Source organism: Halomonas nitroreducens, from assembly GCF_003966155.1.
Classification (GTDB): domain Bacteria; phylum Pseudomonadota; class Gammaproteobacteria; order Pseudomonadales; family Halomonadaceae; genus Halomonas; species Halomonas nitroreducens.
In genome coordinates, this window is sequence record NZ_RXNS01000007.1 from 43353 (window position 1) to 65333 (window position 21981).

Genomic DNA, 21981 nt, shown 5'->3' on the forward strand with positions numbered 1-21981 from the left:
CGCGGCCGATAACCCTGGCATCGGATAAGGAAAACCCGTCATGAGCATCTTCTCCACGGGGCTCAGTGGCCTGAATGCCGCGCAGAACGCCCTGAGCACCACCAGCAACAACATCAGCAATGTCTTCACGCCGGGCTACAACCGCGAGGTGGCCCTGCTCGGCGAGAGCTCGACCGGCCAGGGCGGGGTGCAGGTCGAGGACGTGCAACGCCAGTTCAACCAGTACATCGCCTCCCAGTTGAACGCGGCCACCAGCAAGACCGGCGCCCTGGAGGCCTACCGCAACCAGGTGGAGCAGATCGACAGCCTGCTGGCCGACCGCGAGGCCGGCCTGGCGCCGCTGATGCAGACCTTCTTCTCGTCGCTGGAGGACCTGGCCAGTGCCCCGTCCGACCCGGCTGCCCGCCAGGGCGTGCTGGGCACGGCGGATACCCTGAGCGCCCAGTTCCGCTCCTTCGACGGCTACCTGCAGGACATGCAGGAGGGCATCAACGGCCAGCTGCGCGACGAGATCACCCAGATCAACAACAGCACCGAGCAGCTGGCCGGCATCAATCGCGAGATCGCCCTGGCCCGGGCCCGCAACGGCGAGGCCCCCAACGGCCTGCTCAACCAGCGTGACCAGCTGGTCCACGAGCTGAGCGAGCGGCTGGACCTGCGGCTCGACGTCCAGGACGGCAAGGCCTACAACATCAGCCTGCCCAACGGCCAGCCGCTGGTGCTCGGCGATCGCCAGTTCAAGCTGGCGGCCATGGACGCGCCCAACGACCCCCAGCGCACGGTGCTCGGCTACCGGGATGCCTCCGGCAACCTCCAGGCCCTGGACGAGGAGGCCGTGACGGGGGGCACCCTGGGCGGGCTGATGACCTTCCGCGCCGAGACCCTGGACAAGACCCAGAACCAGATCGGCCAGATGGCGGTGTCCCTGGCCGTGGCCTTTAACCAGCAACATGCCAACGGGGTGGACCTGGATGACGAGCAGGGTGGTGACTTCTTCACCATCGGCCAGCCGCGCAGCTTCTCCGACGATGGCAACGCCGGTAGCGCTCAGATCACCGATGCCACCTTCGATGCCGCCAATATCGATCGGCTAAAGGCAACCGACTATACGGTGCGGGTTACCAATGGTCCGGTGACGGGCGCCGGTGATTTCGAGGTGATCCGCAAGGACAACGGCGAGGCCCTGGACAGTGCCGATATCGATTTCGATGCCACCGACGGCAAGCTGAGCTTCGGTGGGGTGACTTTGACCTTCGACGACGCCAGCAACCTGGCCGCCGAGGACCGTTTCGAGGTTCAGCCGGTGCGGCGTGCCGCGGCCGAACTGGCGGGGGCAATCAGCGATATGGACAAGATCGCCGCGGGCGCACTGTTTACGACCGGCGGTGACATGGCGGTTGAGAAGGTCCAGGCCCATGGGGGAGCGTTTCAGGATAGCGCCAGGTACGACCTTGAGCTTGCCGATGATGGAGTGCTGACCTTTACCGGCAACGTTCCCGGTCAGGTGGAAGTCAATGGGGAGGTTCGCAACGTCGCCGGCAGCGGCGAGGTGCGGGACACAGCGGATTCTGCGGCTGCCATTCTAAAGGCTGGGGATGTGGTGACGGTCGACGGCGTGAGCTTCATGATCGGCGATCTGCCGGGGGACGGTAAGACTTCGAGCTTGATCCTCGAGAAGGATGTGGCGGGAAGCGGTGACAACCGCAATGCTCTGGCCCTGCAGGACCTGCAGCAGTCCAGCGTGGTCTCGGGCACGGCCTCGCTGAGCCAGGCTTATGGTGCCATGGTCAGCGACGTGGGCAACCGGACCAATATCGTCCAGGTCAACCTGCAGGCCCAGCAGGGGCTCAGCGAGCAGCTGCGTGCCGCCCAGCAGGCCGAGTCCGGCGTCAATCTCGACGAGGAGGCGGCCAACCTGATCCGTTTCCAGCAGTACTACCAGGCCAACGCCAAGGTCATCGAGGCCGGCACCAAGGTCATCGACACCGTGCTCGGCCTGCGCGGCTGATCCCAGGGAGATCCGACACGATGCGCATCAGCACCGTCACCATGTTCGAGCAGAGCGTCACCTCCCTGAACCGGCAGCAGGGCGACTTCCTCAAGGTCAGCCAGCAGATCGCCAGCGGTCGCCGGGTGGTCAATCCCTCCGACGACCCCCAGGCGGCCTCCCGGGCCGTGGGTGTCGACCAGGCCAAGGCGGTCACCCAGCAGTATGCCGATTCCCGGGTCAGCGCCCGCAACTCTCTCTCCCAGAGCGAGAGCGTGCTCAACAGCGTCAGCGACGCCGTGACCCGCGCCAAGACGCTGCTTATTCAGGCGTCCAATGACACTTTGAGCGATGCCGATCGGCAGTCGGTGGCCTTTGAACTGCGCGGCGTCTACGAGACCCTGCTTGGCCAGGCCAATGCCACCGACGGCAATGGCCGCTACCTGTTCGGCGGCTACAAGGATGATAGCGAGCCCTTCGTCAAGAGCCCTACCGACGGTAAGGTCGAGTACAGGGGAGATGAAAACATTCGCAGGCAGCACATCGATTCCGCACGCACGATGAAAGTCACCGAGAATGGCAAGACGATTTTTCAAATCCAGCCTGGTGGCGACGCAGAGGGCTTGTTTACCACGCTAGAGAACTCGATCAGCGTGCTGGAGACACCGGCGGAGACCGATGCCGACAAGGCGGAGTTGAGAGATACTCTCAGCACCTCGATGAACGAACTGGACGATAGCTTGGATAACGTTCTGACCGTGCGTGCTTCCATGGGCGCGCGGCTCAATGAGCTGGATGTGGTCGACGCGGTGGGCGGCAACCGCATGCTCAACTACGAGCAGACCCTCTCCGACCTGGTCGACCTCGACTATGCCGAGGCGATCTCCGAGTACAGCCTCCGCCAGGTGGGCATGCAGGCCTCCCAGAAGGCCTTTGCCGACCTCAAGGGCATGTCGCTCTTCCAGTACCTCTGAGGCTAGCCCTGCCGGCCATGACCCTGGCGTCATGGCCCGATTTTGCCGCCCGGCCTTCCCGACTGGGCGGCCTTTTTGTGGGACGGCGGATTAGCCGGCCAGGGGCGCCAGGGTGTCGAGCAGGTTCTGCAGGAAGGCCAGGCCCTGGCTGAACAGCCGCTCCAGGAAGCGGTCGATGTCGGTCATCAGCACCATCATCAGGATCAGGCCGACGGTCAGGGAGGTGGGGAAGCCGATGTTGAACACTGTCAACTGGGGCGCCGCGCGATTGAGGATACCCAGCGAAAGGCTGACGATCATCAGCGCTGCCATCAGTGGCAGGGCCAGCAGCATGCCGGAGGTGAAGATGGTGCTGCCGTAGCGCGCCAGCATCTCGAAGCCGGCCGGATCGTAGCGGCCGAGCCCGATGGGCAAGGTCCGGAAGCTGGCGGCGAGGATCTCGATCACCACCAGGTGGCCATTGAAGGCCAGAAACATCAGCAGCGTGATCATGTAGAACACTCGCGACAGCACCATCATGTTGGTGCCGCTGGACGGATCGAAGAAGGTGGCGAAGGCCAGGCCCATCTGCAGGCCGATGAATTCGCCGGTGGCCTGCACCACCACCAGGGTCACGCGCATCACCAGGCCCATGGCAGCGCCGATCAGCAGCTGCTCGACGAGGATGCCGAGGCCCGCCCAGGAGACCAGGGGCACCGGGGGCATGGGTGGCAGCACCGGGGCCATCACCACGGCCAGCGCCCCCGCCAGCGCGAGCTTGGCCTGGCGCGGCACGCTGGAATGCCCCCACAGGGGCGAGGTCAGCATCAGGCCGGTGATCCGCGTGAAGGGCCACAGGAAGGCGATTAGCCAGCCCTGCAGCTGGGTGAAGGTGACCTCGACCATCAGCCGGTCTCCCGGCTCACGAGATCATGCTGGGAATGTTGCTGAACAGTTCCCGGGTGAAGGTAGTGATCAAGGTGAGCAGCCAGGGGCCGGCGAGCACCAGCACGGCGAACACCGCCAGGATCTTGGGGATGAACGACAGCGTCATCTCGTTGATCTGGGTGGCCGCCTGGAAGAGGCTTACCAGCAGACCGGTGAGCAGTGCCGTGATCAGCAGCGGGCCGCCGAGCAGCAACGTGACCCGCATGCCCTGGTAGGCGATGGACATTACCGTCTCGGGTGTCATGACGGCCTCCTCGTGCCGGGATCAGAGATAGAAACTTTCCGCCAGCGAGCCGATGATCAGCTGCCAGCCGTCGACCAGCACGAAGAGCATCAGCTTGAACGGCAGCGAGATGGTGATCGGCGGCACCATCATCATGCCCAGCGACATCAGGGTACTGGCGACCACCAGATCGATGATCAGGAAGGGAATGAAGATGGTGAAGCCGATCTGGAAGGCCGTCTTCAGCTCGCTGGTCACGAAGGAAGGCACCAGTACCCGCAGCGGCACGTCTTCCGGCCCCTGCAGTTCGCCGACGTCGGCGAGGCGGGCGAACAGCGCGAGGTCCGGCTCGCGGGTCTGGGCCAGCATGAACTCGCGGAAAGGGCCCTGGGCCTTGGCCAGGAACTCGGGGAAGGCGATCTCGCCGTCGGACAGGGGCACCCAGGCCAGCTGGTGCACCTCGCCGAACACCGGGGCCATGATGAAGAAGGTCAGGAACAGGGCTAGCCCGAGCAGGATCTGGTTGGGCGGGGTGGCCTGGGTGCCCATGGCCGTGCGCAGCAGGCTCAGCACGATGATGATGCGGGTGAAGCTGGTCATCATCAGCAGCACTGCCGGCAGGAAGGCCAGCGAGCTGAGCAGCAGCAGGGTCTGCAGCGACAGCGACCACTGCTGGCCGCCGTCGTCCAGCGGCTGGCTGACCAGGCCCGGGATCTGCTGGGCCAGGGCGAGGGCCGGCAGCGCCAGCAGTATCAGCCCCAGCCCGCCGGCGACCAGGCGGGGTGTCGGCCTCATCGCCGCCCCCCCGGCCCGGGGCCCAGGCCGGCATTCTGGCGCAGCGCCCGGGCGAAGCGGCTGGCGAAGCTGCCATCCGCGCCGCCGGCGACGGGCATGGTCGCCTCCTCCGCCGGGGCCGGCAGCTCATGGAGCTTACTGACCTGGCCGCCGCCGACGCCGAGCACCAGCCAGGTCGATTCGATCTCGACGACCACCACCCGCTCGCGGTTGCCCACGGCGGTGCTGCCGATCACCCGGGGGCGGCGCCCCTGACCGCCGCTTGCACCGCCCAGGCGCTTGAGCAGCAGGCTGCAGCCCAGAATGATCACCAGGATCAGGGCGAGGGCCGCGGCGGTCTTGCCCAGGGTGGCCATGCCGATCAGGGCCTCGCCGCCGGCGGTGAGGCCATCCATCGCCACGCTGGCGTCGCTGGAGGCAGGCTGGCTCATCGGTTCAGCTTCTGGACCCGTTCGGAGGGGGTGATGATCTCGGTGATACGGATGCCGTACTTGTCCTCGACCACGACCACCTCACCCTGGGCGATCAGGTAGCCGTTGATCAGGATGTCCATGGGCTCGCCGGCCAGGCCCTCGAGCTCGATCACCGAGCCTTGGGCGAGCTCCAGCAGCTGCTTGATGGTCAGCTTGGTGCGCCCCAGCTCCACGGTCAGCTTGACCGGGATGTCCATGATCATCTCGAGGTCCCGGGGTACGGTCTTGGTGCTTCCCTGCTCCAGTGGCTGGAAGACGCTATCACCCGCCGCCTGGGCCGGCTTGGAGGGCTCCTCCGCGGCCGGTTCGCCGTCGGCCCCCTCGGCCGCTGCCTGCTCGGCCATGGCGGCCGCCCAGGGATCCTCGTCCTCGCCGGGGGCGTCGCCCTGCTGCTCGGACATGGCGGCGGCCCAGTCGTCGTCGAGGTTCTGATCGGGCTTGTTGGGATCAGTCATGCTTGGCTTCCTTGGATGTCGGCTTGGCGCCTTTGACGAAGGCGCTGGCGGGGGCATGGTCGGCCGCATGGTCGAACAGGCGCAGCACCCGAAGAGCCCGCTGCTCGTGCTGGCTGCCGTATTCGCACTCCATCACCGGCACCCCGTCGACGTTGGCGGTCACCTTCTCCGGCAGTTCCAGCGGCAGGACGTCGCCAACCTTGAGCGCCATGACGTGGGCGATGCGCGAGGGGATATCGGCGAAGTTGGCCACCAGTTCGACCTCGGAGTGGCGAATCTCACCGGCCATGCGCTTCGACCAGGCACCGTCCTGGTCCTGGTGACCGTCGTTCAGCGGGTTGGTCAGCAGATCCCGCAGCGGCTCGATCATCGAGTAGGGCATGCAGATCTGGAAGCTGCTGGCCAGGTTGCCGACTTCCAGGTTGAAGCTGGTGTTGACCACGATCTCGTTGGGCGAGTTGGTGATATTGGCGAACTTCGACTGCATCTCGGAGCGCAGATAGCTGATCTCCAGCGGATAGACCGACCGCCAGGACTCGCCGTAGGCATCGATGGCCAGCTGGAGCATGCGCTGGATGATGCGCTGCTCGGTATTGGTGAACTCCCGACCCTCCGACTTGGTCAGGAAGCGGCCGTCTCCCCCGAAGAGATTGTCGACCACCATGAACACCAGGCTCGGCGGAAAGACGATCAGCGCCGAGCCCTTGAGGGGTTTCATGGCGATCATGTTGATGTTGGTGGGGACCGGGACGTTGCGGGAGAACTCGCTATAGCTCTGGTACTTCACCGAGTCCACGGTGATGTCGGCGCTGCGTCGGATCAGGTTGAACAGCCCCATGCGGAAATGCCGGGCGAACCGCTCGTTGATGATGTCCAGGGCATGCAGGCGCTCACGGATGATCCGGTGCTGGGAAGCCGGGTCATAGGGGCGCACCTTGGACTGGTGGCTGCTGCTGGCGGCGGGCTCGTCATCCCCGCTGACGCCCTTGAGCAGGGCGTCGATCTCGTCCTGGGAGAGCAGATCGTCTTGGGACATGGTGGTTCCGCGCCCCCGATGTTATTGCACGATGAATTCGGTGAAGAGCACGTCCTCGATGGTCATCTCGGGCTGTGTCTCCGCCATCGGCGCCTCGAGGGCGGCGATCACCTGGTCGGCCAGGCGTTGCTTGCCGTCCGGGGAGGTCAGGTCGGCCGCCTGCTTGCCGGACAGCAGGGTCAGCAACCGGCTGCGGACCTGGGGCATGTGCGTCTCCAGCAGCTCGCGGCTCTGCGCGTCGGCCACCTTCAGCGAGATGCCGGTGTAGAGCAGGCGCGAGCCATAGTCATCGTCGGCCAGGTTCACGGTGAAAGGATCGATCTCGATGAAGATCGGGGCCCGGTACTCGGGGACCTGGGGCTCGTTGGCCTGGGCCGCGTTGCCGTCGGGCTGGCTGAACACCATGAACAGGGCCACGGCCGCCGCCGAGGAGCTGAGCACGACCAGGGCCACCAGCAGCCACAGCACTGTTCGGGAGCCACCACTGGATTTCGCCATTACCGTTCCTATGCTGAGAAATTGCGCCAATACCGACGGAGTATGCCGCTTGCCCGGCCGGCATGATGAAACGAACAGGCCCGATGAACGGGCCTATCTTCGGTTTTTGGCCACCCGGGGATGCCGGGCTCAGGCGTAGAGGTCCACCCGGCCGTCGAGGGTCACGCCCCGTCGCTCGTCGCCGGGTGCACCGCCGAGTGCCACGGCGGCGTCCTCCGTCTCGCCGCCGCCCGGTTCGCCGTTGCCCGCGAAGCCGGCGGTCTGTTCGTCGCTGGCGCCCTGGCGCTGCTCACCCACCGAGGTCTCGCCAAGCGCGATGCCCTGCTCGGCCAGCGCCTCGCGCAGCTGCGGGATGGCCTGCTCCAGGGCCTGGCGAACCTGGGCATGCGCGGAGAGGAACTGGGCCTGGGCGCCCTGATCGCCCACCTTGAGGGTCACTGACAGGGGCCCGAGCTCGGCGGGGTGCAGCTGCATCTCGATGCGCTGCTCCCCGCCGCCCTGGCCGAGGCGGATCAGCTGCTGGCCCAGCTGCTGGGGCCAGGCCGGGCTGTTGACCGGGGCACTGAGGGTCGCCTGCAGCGGCGTGGGCGTCGTGGCGGCAGGGCCGTTCGCGGTTGCGCCGGTGCCGGGCAGCATCCCGCCGAGGGCGGGGTCGGCGCCGGTCGGCCGCGCCTGGCCGCCGCGATCCTGCCCCCCGGACAGGGCCTCGGCCAGCGCCTGGGGCGATGGGGTTGCAGGCGGGGCGGTGTTGGCCTTGCCGGCGTTCTCGAGGCTGGTGGTGAGCGGCGGTGAGCTCGGCTGGCCATCCGCCCCCCGTCGGGTGTCCGGCATGGCGTTGAGCGTGCCGGCATCGGGGGGCGCGACGGTCGGCGCGCTCGGTGACGCGGCGCCGCGGGTCGTCATCGTCGGCGTGCCGGCCGCCAGCGCGGCCAGGGCCGCTGGGCCGCCCGGCACCGCGGCATCCCTTGTCGGGGCTTGGGCGGCCTGGCCAGCGCCCTGTATCAGGGCCAGGCGCTCCATCACGGCCATCAGCTCGGGCGTGATGGCATTGCCTTCGGCCGTCGGGGACGACAGGGCGTCGGCGCTGCCCGTCGGTGGCTGGCGGGTCAACTGGGCCAGCAGCGCCTCGGGGAGCGGGCCGGTTGCGGCCAGCATGCCCAGCCCCTCGAGTCCCTCGGGCAGCGGATTGGCCTGCTCGCCTGTCGCACCCTGGCCAAGGGCCTGCAGGGCCGCCAGCACCGCCTGGCGCGGGATGCCGTCCGGCGCGGCCTGGCCGGCCGCCTGGTCGGCGGCCGCCGGGCGTCCCTGGGACAATACGGCCAGGGCATTGGCGAAACCGCCGGCCGGCGCCCCCTCGCTGGCGGCATCGCCCGCCCGCTTGGCGGTCGTTGCCTGACCCTGGGTGGCGGCGAGGATCTGTTGAATGTCCATCGGGGTCTCCTTGACCGTCAGCGCTCGCCGCGGGCGGCGTTCTGGCGCAGCCAGCGGCCGGTCACCAGGTCGTCATTGACGCGCTGCTCGCGCCGTTGTTCGGCCCGCCGCTGGGCCTGGGCCCGACGCTCGGCGAGGGTGTCGTAAGAGGACAGCTTGCGCTGCTCCTGCCGCCAGTGGCGCTGGCTCTGGTCGACGCGCTGCTGCTGGGCGGCCAGTGCCTGGCGAGCACGCTCCAGGGCATCATCCAGCGACGCCAGGAAGCGCTGGTAGTTGTGCATCGAGGCCGGGTCGATGCCGGCGCGCATCGCCGCCTGCAGCTTCTGGGCATACTCCTGCCGGTAGCGCTGCAGCGATTCCAGCTGATCGATGATCTGAGCGGCGGTGCGGCGCTCGCCGGCGAGGCGTTGACCCGCCTGATCCCGGGCCTCCCGGGCCAGTTCGGTGAGGTTGTCCAGCGGCGTACGGCTCATGACGTGTCTCCCAGGGCACTGCCCAGGGCCTGGCGTGAGGCCGCCAGGTCGGCGCCTTCCTCCATGCCTTGTTGCAGGAAGCCTTCCAGGGCCGGGTAGCGACGCACCGCCTCGTCGAGCTGGGGATCGTGCCCCGGGTGGTAGGCGCCGACGCTGATCAGGTCGCGGTTGCGCTGGTAGCGGGAGAACAGGCCCTTGAAGCGCCGTGCCTGGTTCAGCTGATCCGGCGTGATGATGGCGGTCATCGCCCGGCTGATGGAGGCCTCGATGTCGATGGCCGGGTAGTGGCCGGCCTCGGCCAGGGTCCTCGAGAGCACCACATGGCCATCGAGGATGGCCCGCGCCGAGTCCGCGATGGGGTCCTGCTGGTCGTCGCCCTCGGTGAGGACCGTGTAGAAGGCGGTGATCGAGCCGCCGCCCCGCTCGGCATTGCCGGCACGTTCCACCAGGCTCGGCAGCTTGGCGAACACCGAGGGCGGATAGCCCTTGGTGGCCGGCGGCTCGCCGATGGCCAGGGCGATCTCGCGCTGGGCCATGGCATAGCGGGTCAGCGAGTCCATGATCAACAGCACATTGCGCCCCTCATCGCGGAAGCCCTCTGCCAGGCGGGTGGCATAGGCCGCCCCCTGCAGGCGCTGCAGCGGCGAGGTATCGGCGGGAGCGGCCACCACCACGGCGCGCTTCCGGCCCTCTGCGCCGAGAATGTTGTCGATGAAGTCCTGGACCTCGCGACCACGCTCGCCGATCAGCCCGACCACGATGACATCGGCCCGGGTATAGCGGGCCATCATGCCCAGCAGCACCGACTTGCCGACGCCGGAGCCGGCGAACAGCCCCATGCGCTGGCCGCGGCCGACGCTGAGCAAGGCGTTGATGGCGCGGATGCCAACGTCGATCTGCTCGCGGATGGGCGCCCGGGACAGCGGGTTGAGGGGCGGGGTGGTCAGTGGCGCCCGGGGCACGTCATCCAGCGGGCCCTGGCCGTCCAGCGGCTCGCCGTTGCCGTCCAGCACCCGACCCAGCAGATGCTCGCCCAGGGGGAAGCGGCGGGCGGCATCCCCCGCGCCCTCGCCCAGGGGAACGACCCTGGCCCCCGGGCGCAGGCCGGTGATCTCGGCCAGCGGCATCAGGAACAGGCGCTCGCCGGCGAAGCCCACCACCTCGGCTTCGGCGAAGCGACGGCCGGGGCGGCCCTGGGCATCGGGCAGCTCGATGCGACAGGCATTGCCCAGCGCGACCTGCAGCCCCACTGCCTCGATCACCATGCCGGTGGCGCGCACCACGCGGCCGCTGGTGCGGCTGATCGGCAAGGGCTCGACCCGGGCCCGCACGCCCTGGAGGGCGCGCTGCCAGCGGACCTGGTGGCGGTTGCCGATCGCGTCGCTCATCTCGCGTGCCCTCCTTCAGGCGTCGGTCTCGCCCTGGCGGGCGGGGCGGCGCTTGCGAACCTGATCCTGGATCGCCTGCCAGCGCGTCTCCCAGGTGGCGTCCAGTTCGCCGCTGGCACTGGTCACCCGGCAGCCGCCACGGCTCAGCTGATCGTCGGGCTGCAGCGTCCAGCCGGCCGCCTCCAGCTCCTCGCCCAGGGTCTTGGTCACCAGGCGATGGTCCAGGGGGTGCAGCCAGAGGCGCTGCTGGCCGACCAGCGGCGGCTCGGTATGCAGCAGGGCCCGCACCAGCTCCAGCACCTGACGCGGCCGGGCCTTGAGGGCCTCGCCGGCGAGCTGGCGGCCGGTGGCCAGGGCCAACTCCACCAGATCATCGGCCACGGCGCCGTCCAGGGCCTCGATGGCTTCGCCAAAGTGTTGGGCCAGCGGCAGCAAGGGGCTCACCGTTTCCTCGAGGCGTCGCTCGAGTTCTTGCTCGGCCTGGCGGCGGCCGTCTTCGAGGCCCTGGGCCAGCCCCTCGGCATGGCCGGCCTCGCGCCCCTGACGCAGGCCCTCCTCATAGGCCACGCGGTGAGCCTGTTCGCGGAGTGCATCGAAGGCCTCCTGCTGGCGGCGGGCCTCGCGCTGACTGGCCTGTCGCGCGTCGTCCTCGGCGGATGAGGCTGCGTCGCTCTCCCGTCGGGGAGTTCGCAGCTCGCCCATCTGCCAGCGGCGCCAGGGGGCCTCGCCCCCCAGCGTAGTGTCTCGCTCGGCATCAGACATAGGTGTCGTCTCCACCGGTCAACACCACCTCCCCGGCATCTGCCAGGCGGCGGACCACCTGGAGGATGGCCTTCTGCTCGGCTTCCACCTGGGACACGCGGATCGGCCCGCGGGCCTCCATGTCCTCGCGCAGCAGGTCGGCGGCGCGCTGGGACATGTTGCGCAGGAACTTGTCCATGAGCGCCTCCGGCGAGCCCTTGAGGGCCACCACCAGGGAGTTGGTGTCGATTTCCTTGAGCAGCAGCTGGATGCTGCGGTCGTCCAGATCGACGAGGTTCTCGAACAGGAACATCTCGTCGATGATCTTCTGGGCCAGGTCCTCGCTGTGGGAGCGCACCGTCTCGATGGCGGCCTCCTCCTGGTGGGTGTTCATCAGGTTGAGGATCTCCGCCGCGGTGCGGGCCCCGCCCATCTTGCTGCGCTTGAGGTTCTGGCCGTCGAGCATGTTGGTCAGCACCTCGGTGAGTTCCTGCAGCGCCGCCGGCTGCACGCCGCTGAAGGTGGCGATGCGAAGGACCACGTCGTTGCGCAGCTTGTCGTCGAACATCTCCAGCACGTCGGCGGCCTGGTGACGCTCCAGGTGGATGAGGATGGTGGCGATGATCTGCGGATGCTCGTCGCGGATCAGCTCGGCCACCATGGAGGCTTCCATCAGGTTCAGGGCATCGATGCCGGAGCTGGTACCGGAGGTCTCCATGACGTCCTCGATCAGGCTCGAGGCGCGTTCGCTGCCCAGCGCCTTGGTGAGCACGGAGCGGATGTGCTCGCTGGAGTTGAGGTTCAGGGCGATGAATTCCTCGGTCTCGCTGTGGAAGTCCTGCAGAACCTGGCGCATCTGTTCGTGGGAGACCTGCTCGAGGGTGGCCATCTCCATGCTCAGCTGCTGGACCTCCTTGGCCGACATGTGCTTGAACACCTCGGCGGCGCTGTCCTCGTCCAGGGCCAGCAGCAGGATGGCGCTGCGGCGCATGCCGCTCATCGCTTGGGTACTAGTCATGTCGGTTCATCCAGCCGCGTACGATCATGGCCACCATGCGCGGATCCTCCTGGGCCATCTCGCGCAGGTCGTTGAGGTTCTGTTCATAGGCCGTCGCCCGGCGCTTGCGCCGCCGCGGCGCCTCGTAGCCGGCGCCTTCCGGCTCGCCGTCCGCCGGCTCGCGGGACTCGCCCGCGTCTTCCTCGTCGCCGACCCGGGCCTGGAAGCCGGGCTGCGGCGGCAGGCTAGCCGGTGCCGGCTGCTCGGTGTAGCGACGAATGAAGGGCCGCAGGATCAGCAGGTAGAGCAGCAGGATGGCGATGCCCACCAGCAGGTAGCGGCCCAGGGCGAAGGCCAGCTGCTGGGTCTGCGGCTGCTGCCACCAGGCCACCTGGCGCTCGGCCGGCTCGTCGCGGGCGAAGGGGCTGTTGACCACCGCCACCTGGTCGCCCCGGCCCTGGGAGAAGCCCATCGCCTGGCGGACCAGGCGCTCGATCTGGTCGAGTTCGGTGTCGCTGAGCGGCGCGGGCTGCATGGTGCCGGTCTCCTCGTCCAGGGCCGGGCGGTAGTTGACCACCACCGCCGCCGACAACCGCTCGACCTGGCCCCGGCGGTGCTGCACATGGGAGACCTGACGGTCGACCTCGTAGTTGATCACGTCGTCGCGGCTCAGGCGTCCCTGGGGGCCGGTGTCCGCGTCGTTCCCAACCTGGTCGGCGTTATCTTCCTCGGCGGCCGCATCATCGCCCTGAGCGTCGACCGGGGAGGGCGCCGTACCGGGCGGGGTGTTGCTCAGGGCCCCGGGGATGCCGCTGGCCAGGTCGCCGGTGCCGTTCATGTCGAGGCTGGTCTGGCGACTGCGCACGCTCGCCGCGTTGGGCGCCTGGTTCGGTGCATAGCGCTCCGAGGTCTCCTCGCGCTTGGCGAAGTCGACCTGGGCGGTGACCTGGGCCTTGACGTTCCGGCTGCCGAGGATCGGCGCCAGGATGGTCTCGATGCGCCGCTGGTAGGCCCGCTCGATCTCGGCGATATAGTCCAGCTGGGTACCGTCGAGGCCCAGGCCGCCACCGTCCGGGGTGGAGAGCAGCCGGCCGTTCTGGTCGACCACGGTCACCGCCTCGGTCGCGAGGTCCGGCACGCTGCTCGAGACCATGTGCACGATGGCGTCGACCTGGCCCTCGCCCAGGGTGCGGCCGGGGTGCAGGGTGAGCACCACCGAGGCCTTGGCCGGCTCGCGCTGGCGCACGAACACCGAGTCCTTGGCCAGCGCCAGGTGGACCCGGGCGCCGGCGACCGGGCCCAGCGACTCCATCGAGCGGGACAGCTCGCCCTCGAGGCCGCGCTGGTAGTTGATCTGCTCGGCAAACTGGCTGATGCCGAAGGCCTGGTTCTCCATCAGCTCGAAGCCCACGTTGCCGCCCCGCGGCAGGCCCTGTTCGGCCAGCTGCAGGCGCAGGGTGTGGACCTGGTCGCCGGGCACCAGCAGGGCCTGGCCACCCTGGCTGAAACGGTAGGGAATATTGCGGCTGTCCAGCTCGCCGATGATGCTGCCGCCATCGGCCTCGCTGAGATTGCTGTAGAGAACGCGATAGTCCGGGCGGCCCGCCCATATCAGCAGGGCGACCACCACGGCGATGGTGGCCGCCCCGGCGATCAGCAAGGCGATCAGGGGGCCGCCGCGCAGCTGGGTCTTCAGCTGGGCGAAGGGAGATGACGACTGGGCCTGCTGGCTGCCGGTGGCGGAGGCGCCACTGCTCATGCGGGCCTCCCGGCTCGGGTGACACCATGGCCCGCGGATCTAGAAGAAGAAGGCATCGGCTGCGTTCCGTCCATCGCGGTTCGCCGCCCAGGGGCAAGGGCGGAGCTGTGATGGAGGCTATTATCCCGAGCCCCTGTCCACCCAAAGGTGAGAAAAGCCCGATTTTTGCTCGTCAATTGGCCGCATGAGGCGGGGACGGCGGCTGCTAGCCTTGGCGACCACTACCATCCTCCGCTTCGACCATTCAGGGGTATCCGATGAGCACTCCCGCCCTCGCCTCGGCACTCTCGCAGATGCAGACCCTGGCCACCCAGGCCGCCGGCCAGCCGGTCAAGGGGCAGCAGCTCTCCACCGCGGTGGGGGAGGGGGGCTTTGCCGGCGAGCTGCAGGCGTCCATCCAGCGCATCAATGCGCTTCAGCAGGAGGCGGCGGCCAAGGCGGAGGCCTTCCAGGCGGGCACGCCCGGGGTCGAGCTCAACGACGTCATGGTCGACATGCAGAAGGCCAGCGTGGCCTTCCAGATGGGCCAGCAGGTACGCAACCGCCTGGTCACGGCCTACAAGGACGTCATGAACATGCAGGTCTGATCAGGCCTCGAGCTGGATCAGCTTGCCCTGCAGCTCATCCAGCCGCTCGGCGATGCGCAGCACCTCCTCCGCGGGAATCTGACGGATCAACTCGCCGGTGTCGCGGTCGACCAGTCGGGTCACCAGCCGCGAGGTACCCTCGTGCAGCTCGAACTCCACCCCATAGCTGCGCATCACCTGGTTGATGCGCTGTACCGGCGCCACCAGCTCGCCGTGCTGGGGTGTGGGGGTAGCCGCGTTCTGGCCGGGCTCGCCCGAGGGCAGGGTGTCCAGGGCCTGGGTCACCCGATGTCGGGCCGTGGTGCCCTCGGCGCGGGGAATGCCGTCCCGCGAGGGGATCTCGGAGAGTGGTGAGGTCATCGCCTGGCTTCCTGTTCTTTTTCTCGATCGCCGTCGCTATCCACGGCGCCTTGCAGCCTTGTGATGACCATCGGCCAGAGAGGGCGAATCTTTAATGGCCGACTCGATAGGATGTCGGGGCCGAGGAGGGAAGGATGAGCCGCCAAGGGGTGACGGCTCGAGCCGGATCAGAAGGTGTAACTGACGCCGATTACCGCCACCGGATAGAGCGGGAGCTCGTCGGCCTCGTCCTCGAGGCGAGCCTCTTCGTCACGCAGCGCCTGGCGGAAATCGTCGTTGCTGTCCTCGAAGCTCTCCGAGCTGTTCAGGTCGACGTTCACGTCCACGGCCATGACGCCGAACTCGGAGAAGAACCCCAGGCCACTTCGTGACTACTCCGCCAGCCGAAGCCGGCGTACGGCTGGATACCATCGGCAATGGTCAATTGTCCGCGCAGCGACCCCACGTCGCTGGCGTTGTAATTGGTCCCGTCCAGTTCGTAGCTGCTCCCTGCCTCCGCGGTGCCCGTCATCTTGGCCTCCATGTCCGGCAGCATGGCCCCCACGGTGAGATAGAAGCGCCCGGCGAAGGGGTGGATATCCAGCTTCAGGGCCGCGGCGGCAACATCCAGGTCGCCCTCGTAGTTCACCTCGTCCGTGTCATGGTCACCGTCCCACTGCAGGCCGCCGGCGTACTGAGCGGTGAGGCCGAAGCGCTCATGGAAGCGCCAGCTGATATCCGCACCTGCCCCGGTGGTGCCGGCCAAGGCACTGACGGTGATCGTGTCGTCGAAGGCCTGTGCCGGGCTCATTGCCGCGGTCAGGACGGCGGCGGAAAGGCTCGCGGCCATGCTCTTCTTCATCTGCATGTTCCTTGCTGGACTCGTTGATTGTCATGGCTCGCGGCCTTCGGGCGCGAGCTTGCGACATATCGGTACTCAGCCAGTTTTCTTTAGGCTCACATGCATGAGTGGGGCATTGAGGCTGCCGGGATCTGGCGTGGATACGCGAGGTAAAGGCGATCACCAGAAAGGTTGATTAGAAAGTATTCATTGATTGACCGGTGTCAATGAAAGGGCATCAAGCCGAGCCCATCTCCTGCAGCATCATCGCCTTGCACTAGGCTCGCTATCGGCGCACCGGTAACACCCAGCCGAGGGAAGGGATGTGAGTGGCGGAAAGGAGCATCGTTAAGATGTTGCCTGCCGGATAGAATCCGTGTGTCTGCACGTTATCATCGCCAGGAGACAGGGAGCGTCTCCAGAACAGGAAGGAGCACATCTCGTGACCACCAGTGTCCTGCACAAGCCATCCATTCGCCAGGCAGGGCTCGATGACGGTGAGGCTTGTGTCTCAGCGCACAAGGCCACCCTTCAGGAACGCTATCAACAGCTCTATATCGCCGTGGAGCAGAGTCCCGCGGCAACGTCCATCACCGATGTGCAGGGGCGCATCGAGTTCGTGAACCAGCGCTTCATCGACGTGACCGGCTATGCTCGCGAGGAACTCCTGGGACGAACGCCGGCGATGATCCAGTCCGGCGAGACCCCGCACGAGGTCTACCGTGACCTGTGGCAGACCCTGAAGGCCGGGCGAGTCTGGAAGGGGGAGCTGCTCAACCGGCGCAAGAACGGTGAGCTCTACTGGGAGGCGGAAATCATCACCCCGATCAGGAACGATCGTGGCGAGGTGGTGAACTTCGTGGCCATCAAGGAGGACATCACCGAGCGCAAGCGGCAGGAGAACGAGCTCAAGCTCCTGGCCACCGCCTTCGATACGGGACAGGCGACCCTGATCACTGATGCCGAGATGCGCATCGAGAGGGCCAACCGGGCGTTCACCGAGATCACCGGCTACCAGTCTGCCGAGGTGGTCGGCAAGACGCCAAAGATCTTCAAGTCGGGACGCCATGGGCCGGACTTCTATGCTCGCCTCTGGGACGAGGTGCTGACCACCGGACATTGGCAGGGCGAGATCTGGAACCGCAACAAGTTCGGCGATATCTACCCACTCTGGCAGTCGATCACCGCGGTACGCGACGACAAGGGCGAGATCCGCAACTTCGTCGCCGTGTTCCACAACATCGCCGAGCGCAAGCGCATGGAGAAAGAGCTGGAGCGCCAGGCGACACTGGACCACCTGACCGGGGCCTACAATCGGCGTGCCTTCGACACCGCCATGCGCCAGGCCATCTACCAGGCCGAGCGCGATGACGAGTCCTTTTCCCTGCTGCTTTTCGACATCGATCACTTCAAGGCGGTCAATGACCACCATGGCCATGACACCGGAGATGCGATCCTCAAGCAGCTCGCCGACCTGGTCTCGCGCAGCCTGAGAAGCACCGACCTCCTTGCGCGCTGGGGCGGGGAGGAGTTCACCATCCTTCTTCCCGACACGCGGCTGCGGGGCGCCGCCACCTTTGCCGAACGCCTGCGCGGCCAGGTCGCCGAAACCCGCTTCCATGGGCTTGCCATCACCATCAGCATGGGGATCACCGAGTATCGCCTCGGCGACGATATGGATGGCATGCTGGTACGCGCCGATGCCGCTCTCTATCGCGCCAAGGAGGCCGGGCGCAACACCGTGATGCTCACCGAGGGCGTCGAGTCATAAGGCTTCCCCTGCCCGAACGGCTGGGCAGGGGAGCGTCAGGACGGGACAGGAGACACATGGCATGACGCAGCAGGAAGGGGAGCTGGGAGAGTCGAGTCCGGCAGCACGCACCATGCCCTGCAGCTGCCATCACCGGGCGCCGTGGAAGGCTCAGGGGGACCATGCCGCCGGCGTTTTCCGGCATGCCAGCGAGGCCATTATCATCAGCGATGCCGCCAATCGCATCATTGACGTCAATCCCGCCTTCGAGGAACTGACCGGGCGCGGCCGTGAGGCGGTACTGGGCGAGACGCCGGCACTATTCTTCGCCCAGTGCCTGGAAGCCGCCACTCACAGCGAGGATTGTCCCTCCTTGCAGAGCGACGGTCGCTGCAAGACCGAGGTTACCTATCTCGATCGACGCGGCGAGGCTTGCCCCGCCGTGCTCTCGATCAGCCGGGTTCGCGATGACCGGGGCGCGGTCTCCCATCATGTCATGGTGCTCTCGGACCTGGCGGCACTGACCACCACGGGCCGCCAGGCCGCGAGGGAAGTCTATTTCGATCGCCTGACCGGCCTGCCCAACCTGCAGCTGCTGACCCAGTTGATCCATGAGTCCCTCCAGCACGTCGACCAACATGGTGGCTCGCTGACGGTATGCTCGCTGGATATCGATCATTTCAAGGCCGCCAATGACCATCTCGGTCGGGAAACCGGCGACCTCCTGCTGTCGACCTTCGCCCATCGCGTCGGCCACCTGCTGCACGGCGACGATGTGCTCGCGCGTATCGGCGGCGATGAATTCGTCCTGGTGTTGCATCACCGTGCGGATGAGGCCGAGTTCGAGCGCCTGCTCGAGGCGATTCGCCAGCCGCTGTTCCTCAAGGGGGAGCTGCTGAACCTCACGGCCAGCGTGGGGGTTTCCTTCTATCCCGGCGACGATGTCACCGGGGACATCCTGCTGCGGCATGCGACCCAGGCCATGTATCGGGCCAAGCAGCGGGGCCGCAACACCTTCCATGTCTTCGACCCCGCCCTCGACCGGGAGCTGCAGGTCCGCCAGGAACAGCGGCAGCGCTTCTCGGCGGCGCTGGCCGGGCACGAGCTATGCCTGCACTACCAGCCCCAGGTCGACATCACCGATGGTCGCGTGGTGGGGGTCGAAGCGCTGGTCCGCTGGCAGCATCCGGAGCAGGGCCTGCTGGCACCGGGGCGCTTCCTGCCCATGATCGAGGGCTCGCCACTGGAGACCGCCCTCGGCGAGTGGGTGCTCGACGCGGCCCTGGCCCAGCTCGCCGCCTGGCAGCGAGAGGGCATCGACCTGCCGGTCCACGTCAATATCAGCCCGTCACACCTGCTGTCCGGCGACTTCGGCGAGCGACTCTCCGGGCTGCTGGCGCGGCATCGCCGGGTGCCGGCTCGCCGACTGAAGCTCGAGGTCCTCGAGACCGCGGCCATGCACGACATCCAGGCGGCCCAGGCGACCATGGAGCACTGTCAGTCCCTGGGAATCGATTTCGCCATCGACGACTTCGGCACCGGTTTTTCGTCCCTGACCAACCTGCGCCGGCTGCCGGTGGACCTGATCAAGATCGACCAGAGCTTCGTGTGCGGCATGCTGGAAGACCCCGATGACCGGGCCATCGTCGAAAGCGTGGTGTACATGGCCCGGCGTTTCGGGCGTCCCTTGCTGGCCGAGGGCGTGGAGACGCTCGAGCACGCCCGCGCCCTGATGGCGCTGGGCTGTCCGCTGGCCCAGGGCTACGGCATCGCCAGGCCCATGCCGGCGTCGCGGTTGCCAGCCTGGCTGCAGGCCTGGACGGCGCGCACCGACTGGCATGCCATCGGAATGTCATGAAGTCCTGATGCAAGATGTTGCAAATGGCGCGCCTCGGGTCGCCAGCATCATCTTGTCAGACACAGGACCCCCTCATGCGGCTTCTCGATCGAATGACCATTCGGCTCAGCTGGTGCCTGGTGCTGGTGGCCTGCAGCGGCATCCTCCTCGGTACCGGTGCCCTCGGTCTTTACGCCAACCAGCATGGTCGTGACGCCTTCCAGAGTCTGCGCGAGGTCAATGTGCAGCAGTCCCGGGCACTCAATCAGGCCTATATCGCGACCCTGCGCGCCCAGGTGGCCATGGATCGCGCCGCCCATCTGCTGCGGGTGCCCTCCTTCGATCACCCCGGGCCGGTCATCGAACGGGCGGACGCCCACCTGGCCGAGGCCAAGGCAAGGCGGCCTTCGAGCGCTTCAGGGCCATGCCGGCCGCCCCCGGGCAGGCGGAGGCGGTGGATGCCCCGGTTGCCCGCTTCCAGTCGCTGTACAGCCCCGGTCTTCGTGCCGCTGATGACGCTCTCCCTGGCGCTGCACCGGGTGCGTCCGCAGGCGGGATGCACGGCCCTCGATGTCGCCAACGTGCTGGCGGAGCTCAAGGGTCAGGCCAAGCGCCAGCCCGGCAACAGCCTCTTTGTCGATCGTCGGCAATGAGCCGGAGCGGCTCCCCTGCCCGAGCATCATCGTTTCCGCAGCGGCCAGGGCTGGCTACCAGCGGGTCGCCACTCGGTCCCGGCCTTCATGCTTGGCCTGATACATGGCAGCATCGGCCCGCCTGATGAGCGCTTCGAGGCTTGCGTCGGATGCCTTGAAGCCTGTCAGGCCGATACTCACCGTGAAATGAAAGGGCAATGCCTCGGCGGCGATCGCCCTCTCGGCGATCTGAATACGCAGCCGCTGGGCTACGCCCTCCGCCACCTCGGGTGACATGTTCGGCATGATGACCATGAACTCCTCCCCGCTCGTGCGGCAGGGCAGGTCATCGTCGCGAAGCTTGCCTTTCAGGGTGTCGGCCAGCAGGCACAGGGCCTTGTCGCCCTCGGCATGCCCGAAGGTGTCGTTGATGGCCTTGAAGCGGTCGATATCGATCATCAGCAAGGCGGCGGGAGACTCCCCTGCCTTCACCGCGGCGGCAACTTTCCGCGCGTTTTCATCGAAGGCTCGGCGGTTGGCCAGGCCGGTCAAGGCATCGGTGCTGGCCTGAAGCGCCCAATCCGCCTCCCGACGCTTCTGCCGGGTGATGTCGCGGTAGCCCCAGAGGTGCCCCCGATGCCGCTGGTCGACGATCACCGGCGTATAGCAACGCTCCAGGAAGCGGTCATCCGCCATGGCGAGGATGTCTCGCGCCTGGCCCTGTTCCCCGGCCACCAGCGCTTCGATGCGCGCCACGAAACGCTCCGGGTCCCGGAAGGCGGGCTTGGCGGCATGCGCCGCCTCCCGGCAGTCCATGCCCACCAGGGTGTCGGGCAGGGCGTCGATCGCGAAGATATCGCAGAAGGCCTGATTGGCGACGATGACGTTCCGACGTTCATCCTCGAGGAGCAGACCCACATCCAGGCTCTCGATGACCACTTCCAGCTGACGCTTGGCGAGCAGCTGCGCATGCTCCAGGTCCTTGCGCCTCGTGATATCGAGCTCGCCCATCACGATCATCGCCCGGGAGGTCTTCGGGTCGGTGGTACGGCAGAGGTCGAGATGATGCCAGCGGCTGTCGCCCTTGACGCGCATGACCGCCTCCAGCAAGCAGTTCGCCTGGTGCTCCAGCCGCTGCAGTAGCTGCCGGGCCTGGTCGGGATCCTCGAACGCGTCGACGAAGGAGGCGTTGCCCCGCTCGAGCTCGAGGGCGGCAGGGTTGCGAACCAGCAGTTGGCCCGCGGCGTCGAAGACCGACACCATCAGGGGGATATGCCGCACGGCTTCCAGGGCACGCAGGCTGGAGGCATCCAGCAGGATATCGCTCTCCAGCCCCTCGACCAGCATCTCGATTCGCCCATCCTCCAGGGGGAGGCCGCTGCAGCGACAGTGCAGGGAGACGGCCTGGCCCCCAGGATAGAAGGTCCAGTGCTCATCGATATGCTCCCCTCGTTGCAGCCGGGAACGGTAATCCGCCAGCCGCTGCCGGGAGGCATCGCTCATCGTCGAGGACCAGTCGCGGTCGAGCAGTGCATCAATCGTCGGCGCATTCCAGAGCCGGAGCGCGGCCGCATTGGCATAGTGCATGCGCTCCCGCTCGATATCGAATATCCACACCGGGGTCTGAAGCCGGTCGAGCAGGGGCTCGGGGGGAGGCTGGTCCGGCAAGGAAAGATGATGGCTCGACGTCATGATGAGGGCACAAGGATGCGGCGTGGTGTCATGTGGTGTCCCCGTCGTGGGCCCTTGTTTCATCTCTATCGGCGGCACACCTGGCGAGTTGAGTGAATCCGCGAATCAAACGCCAGGCGCGGTGACTGGAAGGCGGTTAGCACCTC

The 21981-nt window shown here is 67.2% G+C and carries 23 protein-coding genes; 6 read left to right on the plus strand and 17 right to left on the minus strand.

The window, feature by feature from the left end:
- Positions 1-40: 40 nt before the first annotated feature.
- Together flgK and flgL are read left to right on the plus strand one after the other, a co-directional pair.
- Positions 41-2008 carry a flagellar hook-associated protein FlgK gene (gene flgK / locus EKG36_RS08700; protein ID WP_126483131.1) on the plus strand — a complete coding sequence of 656 codons (1968 nt, stop codon included), beginning with the start codon at positions 41-43 and terminating at the stop codon, positions 2006-2008.
- Positions 2009-2028: 20 nt separating this feature from the next.
- Complete coding sequence (gene flgL, locus EKG36_RS08705) at positions 2029-2961, plus strand: flagellar hook-associated protein FlgL (protein ID WP_126483133.1); 933 nt, start codon at positions 2029-2031, stop codon at positions 2959-2961.
- Between the two features lie 90 nt (positions 2962-3051).
- On the opposite strand, the gene fliR is transcribed toward flgL, so the two are convergent.
- The 13 genes from fliR to fliF all read right to left on the minus strand — a co-directional run bounded on the left by fliR (position 3052) and on the right by fliF (position 14157).
- Complete coding sequence (gene fliR / locus EKG36_RS08710) at positions 3052-3846, minus strand: flagellar biosynthetic protein FliR (RefSeq protein WP_126483135.1); 795 nt, start codon at positions 3844-3846, stop codon at positions 3052-3054.
- Positions 3847-3862: 16 nt separating this feature from the next.
- Complete coding sequence (fliQ, locus tag EKG36_RS08715; RefSeq protein ID WP_126483137.1) at positions 3863-4132, minus strand: flagellar biosynthesis protein FliQ; 270 nt, start codon at positions 4130-4132, stop codon at positions 3863-3865.
- A 21-nt stretch (positions 4133-4153) separates the two neighbouring features.
- Positions 4154-4906 carry a flagellar type III secretion system pore protein FliP gene (gene fliP / locus EKG36_RS08720; protein WP_126483139.1) on the minus strand — a complete coding sequence of 251 codons (753 nt, stop codon included), beginning with the start codon at positions 4904-4906 and terminating at the stop codon, positions 4154-4156.
- Entirely contained in the window at positions 4903-5337 is a 435-nt protein-coding gene (fliO, locus tag EKG36_RS08725) for a flagellar biosynthetic protein FliO (RefSeq protein ID WP_126483141.1), read from the minus strand. The genes fliP and fliO overlap by 4 nt, the downstream gene beginning before the upstream one ends.
- On the minus strand, positions 5334-5834 hold the full coding sequence (gene fliN / locus EKG36_RS08730; RefSeq protein ID WP_126483143.1) for a flagellar motor switch protein FliN: 501 nt from the start codon (positions 5832-5834) through the stop codon (positions 5334-5336). Before fliN ends, fliO begins: the two co-directional genes overlap by 4 nt.
- The gene (gene fliM / locus EKG36_RS08735) at positions 5827-6870 is read right to left on the minus strand and encodes a flagellar motor switch protein FliM (protein WP_126483145.1); all 1044 of its coding nucleotides are present in this window, start codon (positions 6868-6870) and stop codon (positions 5827-5829) included. Before fliM ends, fliN begins: the two co-directional genes overlap by 8 nt.
- A gap of 21 nt (positions 6871-6891) precedes the next feature.
- The gene (fliL, locus tag EKG36_RS08740) at positions 6892-7368 is read right to left on the minus strand and encodes a flagellar basal body-associated protein FliL (protein ID WP_126483147.1); all 477 of its coding nucleotides are present in this window, start codon (positions 7366-7368) and stop codon (positions 6892-6894) included.
- Positions 7369-7497: 129 nt separating this feature from the next.
- On the minus strand, positions 7498-8799 hold the full coding sequence (locus tag EKG36_RS08745; RefSeq protein ID WP_126483149.1) for a flagellar hook-length control protein FliK: 1302 nt from the start codon (positions 8797-8799) through the stop codon (positions 7498-7500).
- Positions 8800-8816: 17 nt separating this feature from the next.
- Positions 8817-9272 carry a flagellar export protein FliJ gene (gene fliJ, locus EKG36_RS08750; RefSeq protein WP_126483151.1) on the minus strand — a complete coding sequence of 152 codons (456 nt, stop codon included), beginning with the start codon at positions 9270-9272 and terminating at the stop codon, positions 8817-8819.
- Positions 9269-10660: a flagellar protein export ATPase FliI gene (gene fliI / locus EKG36_RS08755; protein ID WP_126483153.1), complete on the minus strand. Its 1392-nt coding sequence runs from the start codon at positions 10658-10660 to the stop codon at positions 9269-9271. The genes fliJ and fliI overlap by 4 nt, the downstream gene beginning before the upstream one ends.
- A 15-nt stretch (positions 10661-10675) precedes the next feature.
- A complete protein-coding gene (locus tag EKG36_RS08760) occupies positions 10676-11422 on the minus strand; it encodes a flagellar assembly protein FliH (protein ID WP_126483155.1) in 747 nt (248 codons plus the stop codon).
- Positions 11415-12419: a flagellar motor switch protein FliG gene (fliG, locus tag EKG36_RS08765; protein WP_126483157.1), complete on the minus strand. Its 1005-nt coding sequence runs from the start codon at positions 12417-12419 to the stop codon at positions 11415-11417. The genes EKG36_RS08760 and fliG overlap by 8 nt, the downstream gene beginning before the upstream one ends.
- A complete protein-coding gene (fliF, locus tag EKG36_RS08770) occupies positions 12412-14157 on the minus strand; it encodes a flagellar basal-body MS-ring/collar protein FliF (RefSeq protein WP_126483159.1) in 1746 nt (581 codons plus the stop codon). The genes fliG and fliF overlap by 8 nt, the downstream gene beginning before the upstream one ends.
- Positions 14158-14414: 257 nt before the next feature.
- On the opposite strand from fliF, the gene fliE reads away from it, so the two are divergent.
- Positions 14415-14744 (plus strand): flagellar hook-basal body complex protein FliE, encoded by a 330-nt coding sequence (fliE, locus tag EKG36_RS08775; protein ID WP_126483161.1) that lies wholly within the window; start codon positions 14415-14417, stop codon positions 14742-14744.
- On the opposite strand, the gene EKG36_RS08780 is transcribed toward fliE, so the two are convergent.
- The 3 genes from EKG36_RS08780 to EKG36_RS08785 form a co-directional block, all read right to left on the minus strand.
- Positions 14745-15104, minus strand: coding sequence for a flagellar protein FlaG (locus EKG36_RS08780; protein ID WP_126483163.1), 360 nt, complete (start codon positions 15102-15104; stop codon positions 14745-14747).
- 167 nt (positions 15105-15271) lie between these two features.
- Positions 15272-15436, minus strand: coding sequence for a hypothetical protein (locus EKG36_RS20460; RefSeq protein WP_185827518.1), 165 nt, complete (start codon positions 15434-15436; stop codon positions 15272-15274).
- The gene (locus EKG36_RS08785) at positions 15421-15945 is read right to left on the minus strand and encodes a hypothetical protein (protein ID WP_126483165.1); all 525 of its coding nucleotides are present in this window, start codon (positions 15943-15945) and stop codon (positions 15421-15423) included. The genes EKG36_RS20460 and EKG36_RS08785 overlap by 16 nt, the downstream gene beginning before the upstream one ends.
- A gap of 421 nt (positions 15946-16366) precedes the next feature.
- Between EKG36_RS08785 and EKG36_RS08790 the strand changes: the two genes are divergently transcribed.
- The 3 genes from EKG36_RS08790 (at position 16367) to EKG36_RS08800 (ending at position 20164) form a co-directional block, all read left to right on the plus strand.
- Complete coding sequence (locus EKG36_RS08790) at positions 16367-17695, plus strand: sensor domain-containing diguanylate cyclase (protein ID WP_126483166.1); 1329 nt, start codon at positions 16367-16369, stop codon at positions 17693-17695.
- Between the two features lie 61 nt (positions 17696-17756).
- Entirely contained in the window at positions 17757-19532 is a 1776-nt protein-coding gene (locus EKG36_RS08795; RefSeq protein ID WP_246007468.1) for a putative bifunctional diguanylate cyclase/phosphodiesterase, read from the plus strand.
- A 74-nt stretch (positions 19533-19606) separates the two neighbouring features.
- The gene (locus tag EKG36_RS08800; protein WP_185827519.1) at positions 19607-20164 is read left to right on the plus strand and encodes a Tar ligand binding domain-containing protein; all 558 of its coding nucleotides are present in this window, start codon (positions 19607-19609) and stop codon (positions 20162-20164) included.
- 54 nt (positions 20165-20218) lie between these two features.
- Here EKG36_RS08800 and EKG36_RS08805 read toward each other — a convergent pair whose 3' ends face one another.
- Positions 20219-21835: a sensor domain-containing diguanylate cyclase gene (locus EKG36_RS08805; RefSeq protein ID WP_185827520.1), complete on the minus strand. Its 1617-nt coding sequence runs from the start codon at positions 21833-21835 to the stop codon at positions 20219-20221.
- Positions 21836-21981: the final 146 nt, after the last annotated feature.

What these genes read in the sequence shown, in the direction of transcription:
- fliR (WP_126483135.1), bottom strand. Translation starts at nt 3,846, where the DNA reads ATGGTCGAGGTCACCTTCACCCAGCTGCAGGGCTGGCTAATCGCCTTC.
- fliP (WP_126483139.1), bottom strand. Translation starts at nt 4,906, where the DNA reads ATGAGGCCGACACCCCGCCTGGTCGCCGGCGGGCTGGGGCTGATACTG.
- EKG36_RS08745 (WP_126483149.1), bottom strand. Translation starts at nt 8,799, where the DNA reads ATGGACATTCAACAGATCCTCGCCGCCACCCAGGGTCAGGCAACGACC.
- fliO (WP_126483141.1), bottom strand. Translation starts at nt 5,337, where the DNA reads ATGAGCCAGCCTGCCTCCAGCGACGCCAGCGTGGCGATGGATGGCCTC.
- EKG36_RS08795 (WP_246007468.1), top strand. Translation starts at nt 17,757, where the DNA reads ATGACGCAGCAGGAAGGGGAGCTGGGAGAGTCGAGTCCGGCAGCACGC.
- fliL (WP_126483147.1), bottom strand. Translation starts at nt 7,368, where the DNA reads ATGGCGAAATCCAGTGGTGGCTCCCGAACAGTGCTGTGGCTGCTGGTG.
- EKG36_RS08785 (WP_126483165.1), bottom strand. Translation starts at nt 15,945, where the DNA reads ATGAAGAAGAGCATGGCCGCGAGCCTTTCCGCCGCCGTCCTGACCGCG.
- flgK (WP_126483131.1), top strand. Translation starts at nt 41, where the DNA reads ATGAGCATCTTCTCCACGGGGCTCAGTGGCCTGAATGCCGCGCAGAAC.
- EKG36_RS08780 (WP_126483163.1), bottom strand. Translation starts at nt 15,104, where the DNA reads ATGACCTCACCACTCTCCGAGATCCCCTCGCGGGACGGCATTCCCCGC.
- fliG (WP_126483157.1), bottom strand. Translation starts at nt 12,419, where the DNA reads ATGACTAGTACCCAAGCGATGAGCGGCATGCGCCGCAGCGCCATCCTG.
- EKG36_RS08800 (WP_185827519.1), top strand. Translation starts at nt 19,607, where the DNA reads ATGCGGCTTCTCGATCGAATGACCATTCGGCTCAGCTGGTGCCTGGTG.
- fliF (WP_126483159.1), bottom strand. Translation starts at nt 14,157, where the DNA reads ATGAGCAGTGGCGCCTCCGCCACCGGCAGCCAGCAGGCCCAGTCGTCA.
- EKG36_RS08760 (WP_126483155.1), bottom strand. Translation starts at nt 11,422, where the DNA reads ATGTCTGATGCCGAGCGAGACACTACGCTGGGGGGCGAGGCCCCCTGG.
- fliN (WP_126483143.1), bottom strand. Translation starts at nt 5,834, where the DNA reads ATGACTGATCCCAACAAGCCCGATCAGAACCTCGACGACGACTGGGCC.
- fliI (WP_126483153.1), bottom strand. Translation starts at nt 10,660, where the DNA reads ATGAGCGACGCGATCGGCAACCGCCACCAGGTCCGCTGGCAGCGCGCC.
- flgL (WP_126483133.1), top strand. Translation starts at nt 2,029, where the DNA reads ATGCGCATCAGCACCGTCACCATGTTCGAGCAGAGCGTCACCTCCCTG.
- fliM (WP_126483145.1), bottom strand. Translation starts at nt 6,870, where the DNA reads ATGTCCCAAGACGATCTGCTCTCCCAGGACGAGATCGACGCCCTGCTC.
- EKG36_RS20460 (WP_185827518.1), bottom strand. Translation starts at nt 15,436, where the DNA reads ATGGCCGTGGACGTGAACGTCGACCTGAACAGCTCGGAGAGCTTCGAG.
- fliQ (WP_126483137.1), bottom strand. Translation starts at nt 4,132, where the DNA reads ATGACACCCGAGACGGTAATGTCCATCGCCTACCAGGGCATGCGGGTC.
- fliE (WP_126483161.1), top strand. Translation starts at nt 14,415, where the DNA reads ATGAGCACTCCCGCCCTCGCCTCGGCACTCTCGCAGATGCAGACCCTG.
- EKG36_RS08805 (WP_185827520.1), bottom strand. Translation starts at nt 21,835, where the DNA reads ATGACGTCGAGCCATCATCTTTCCTTGCCGGACCAGCCTCCCCCCGAG.
- fliJ (WP_126483151.1), bottom strand. Translation starts at nt 9,272, where the DNA reads ATGAGCCGTACGCCGCTGGACAACCTCACCGAACTGGCCCGGGAGGCC.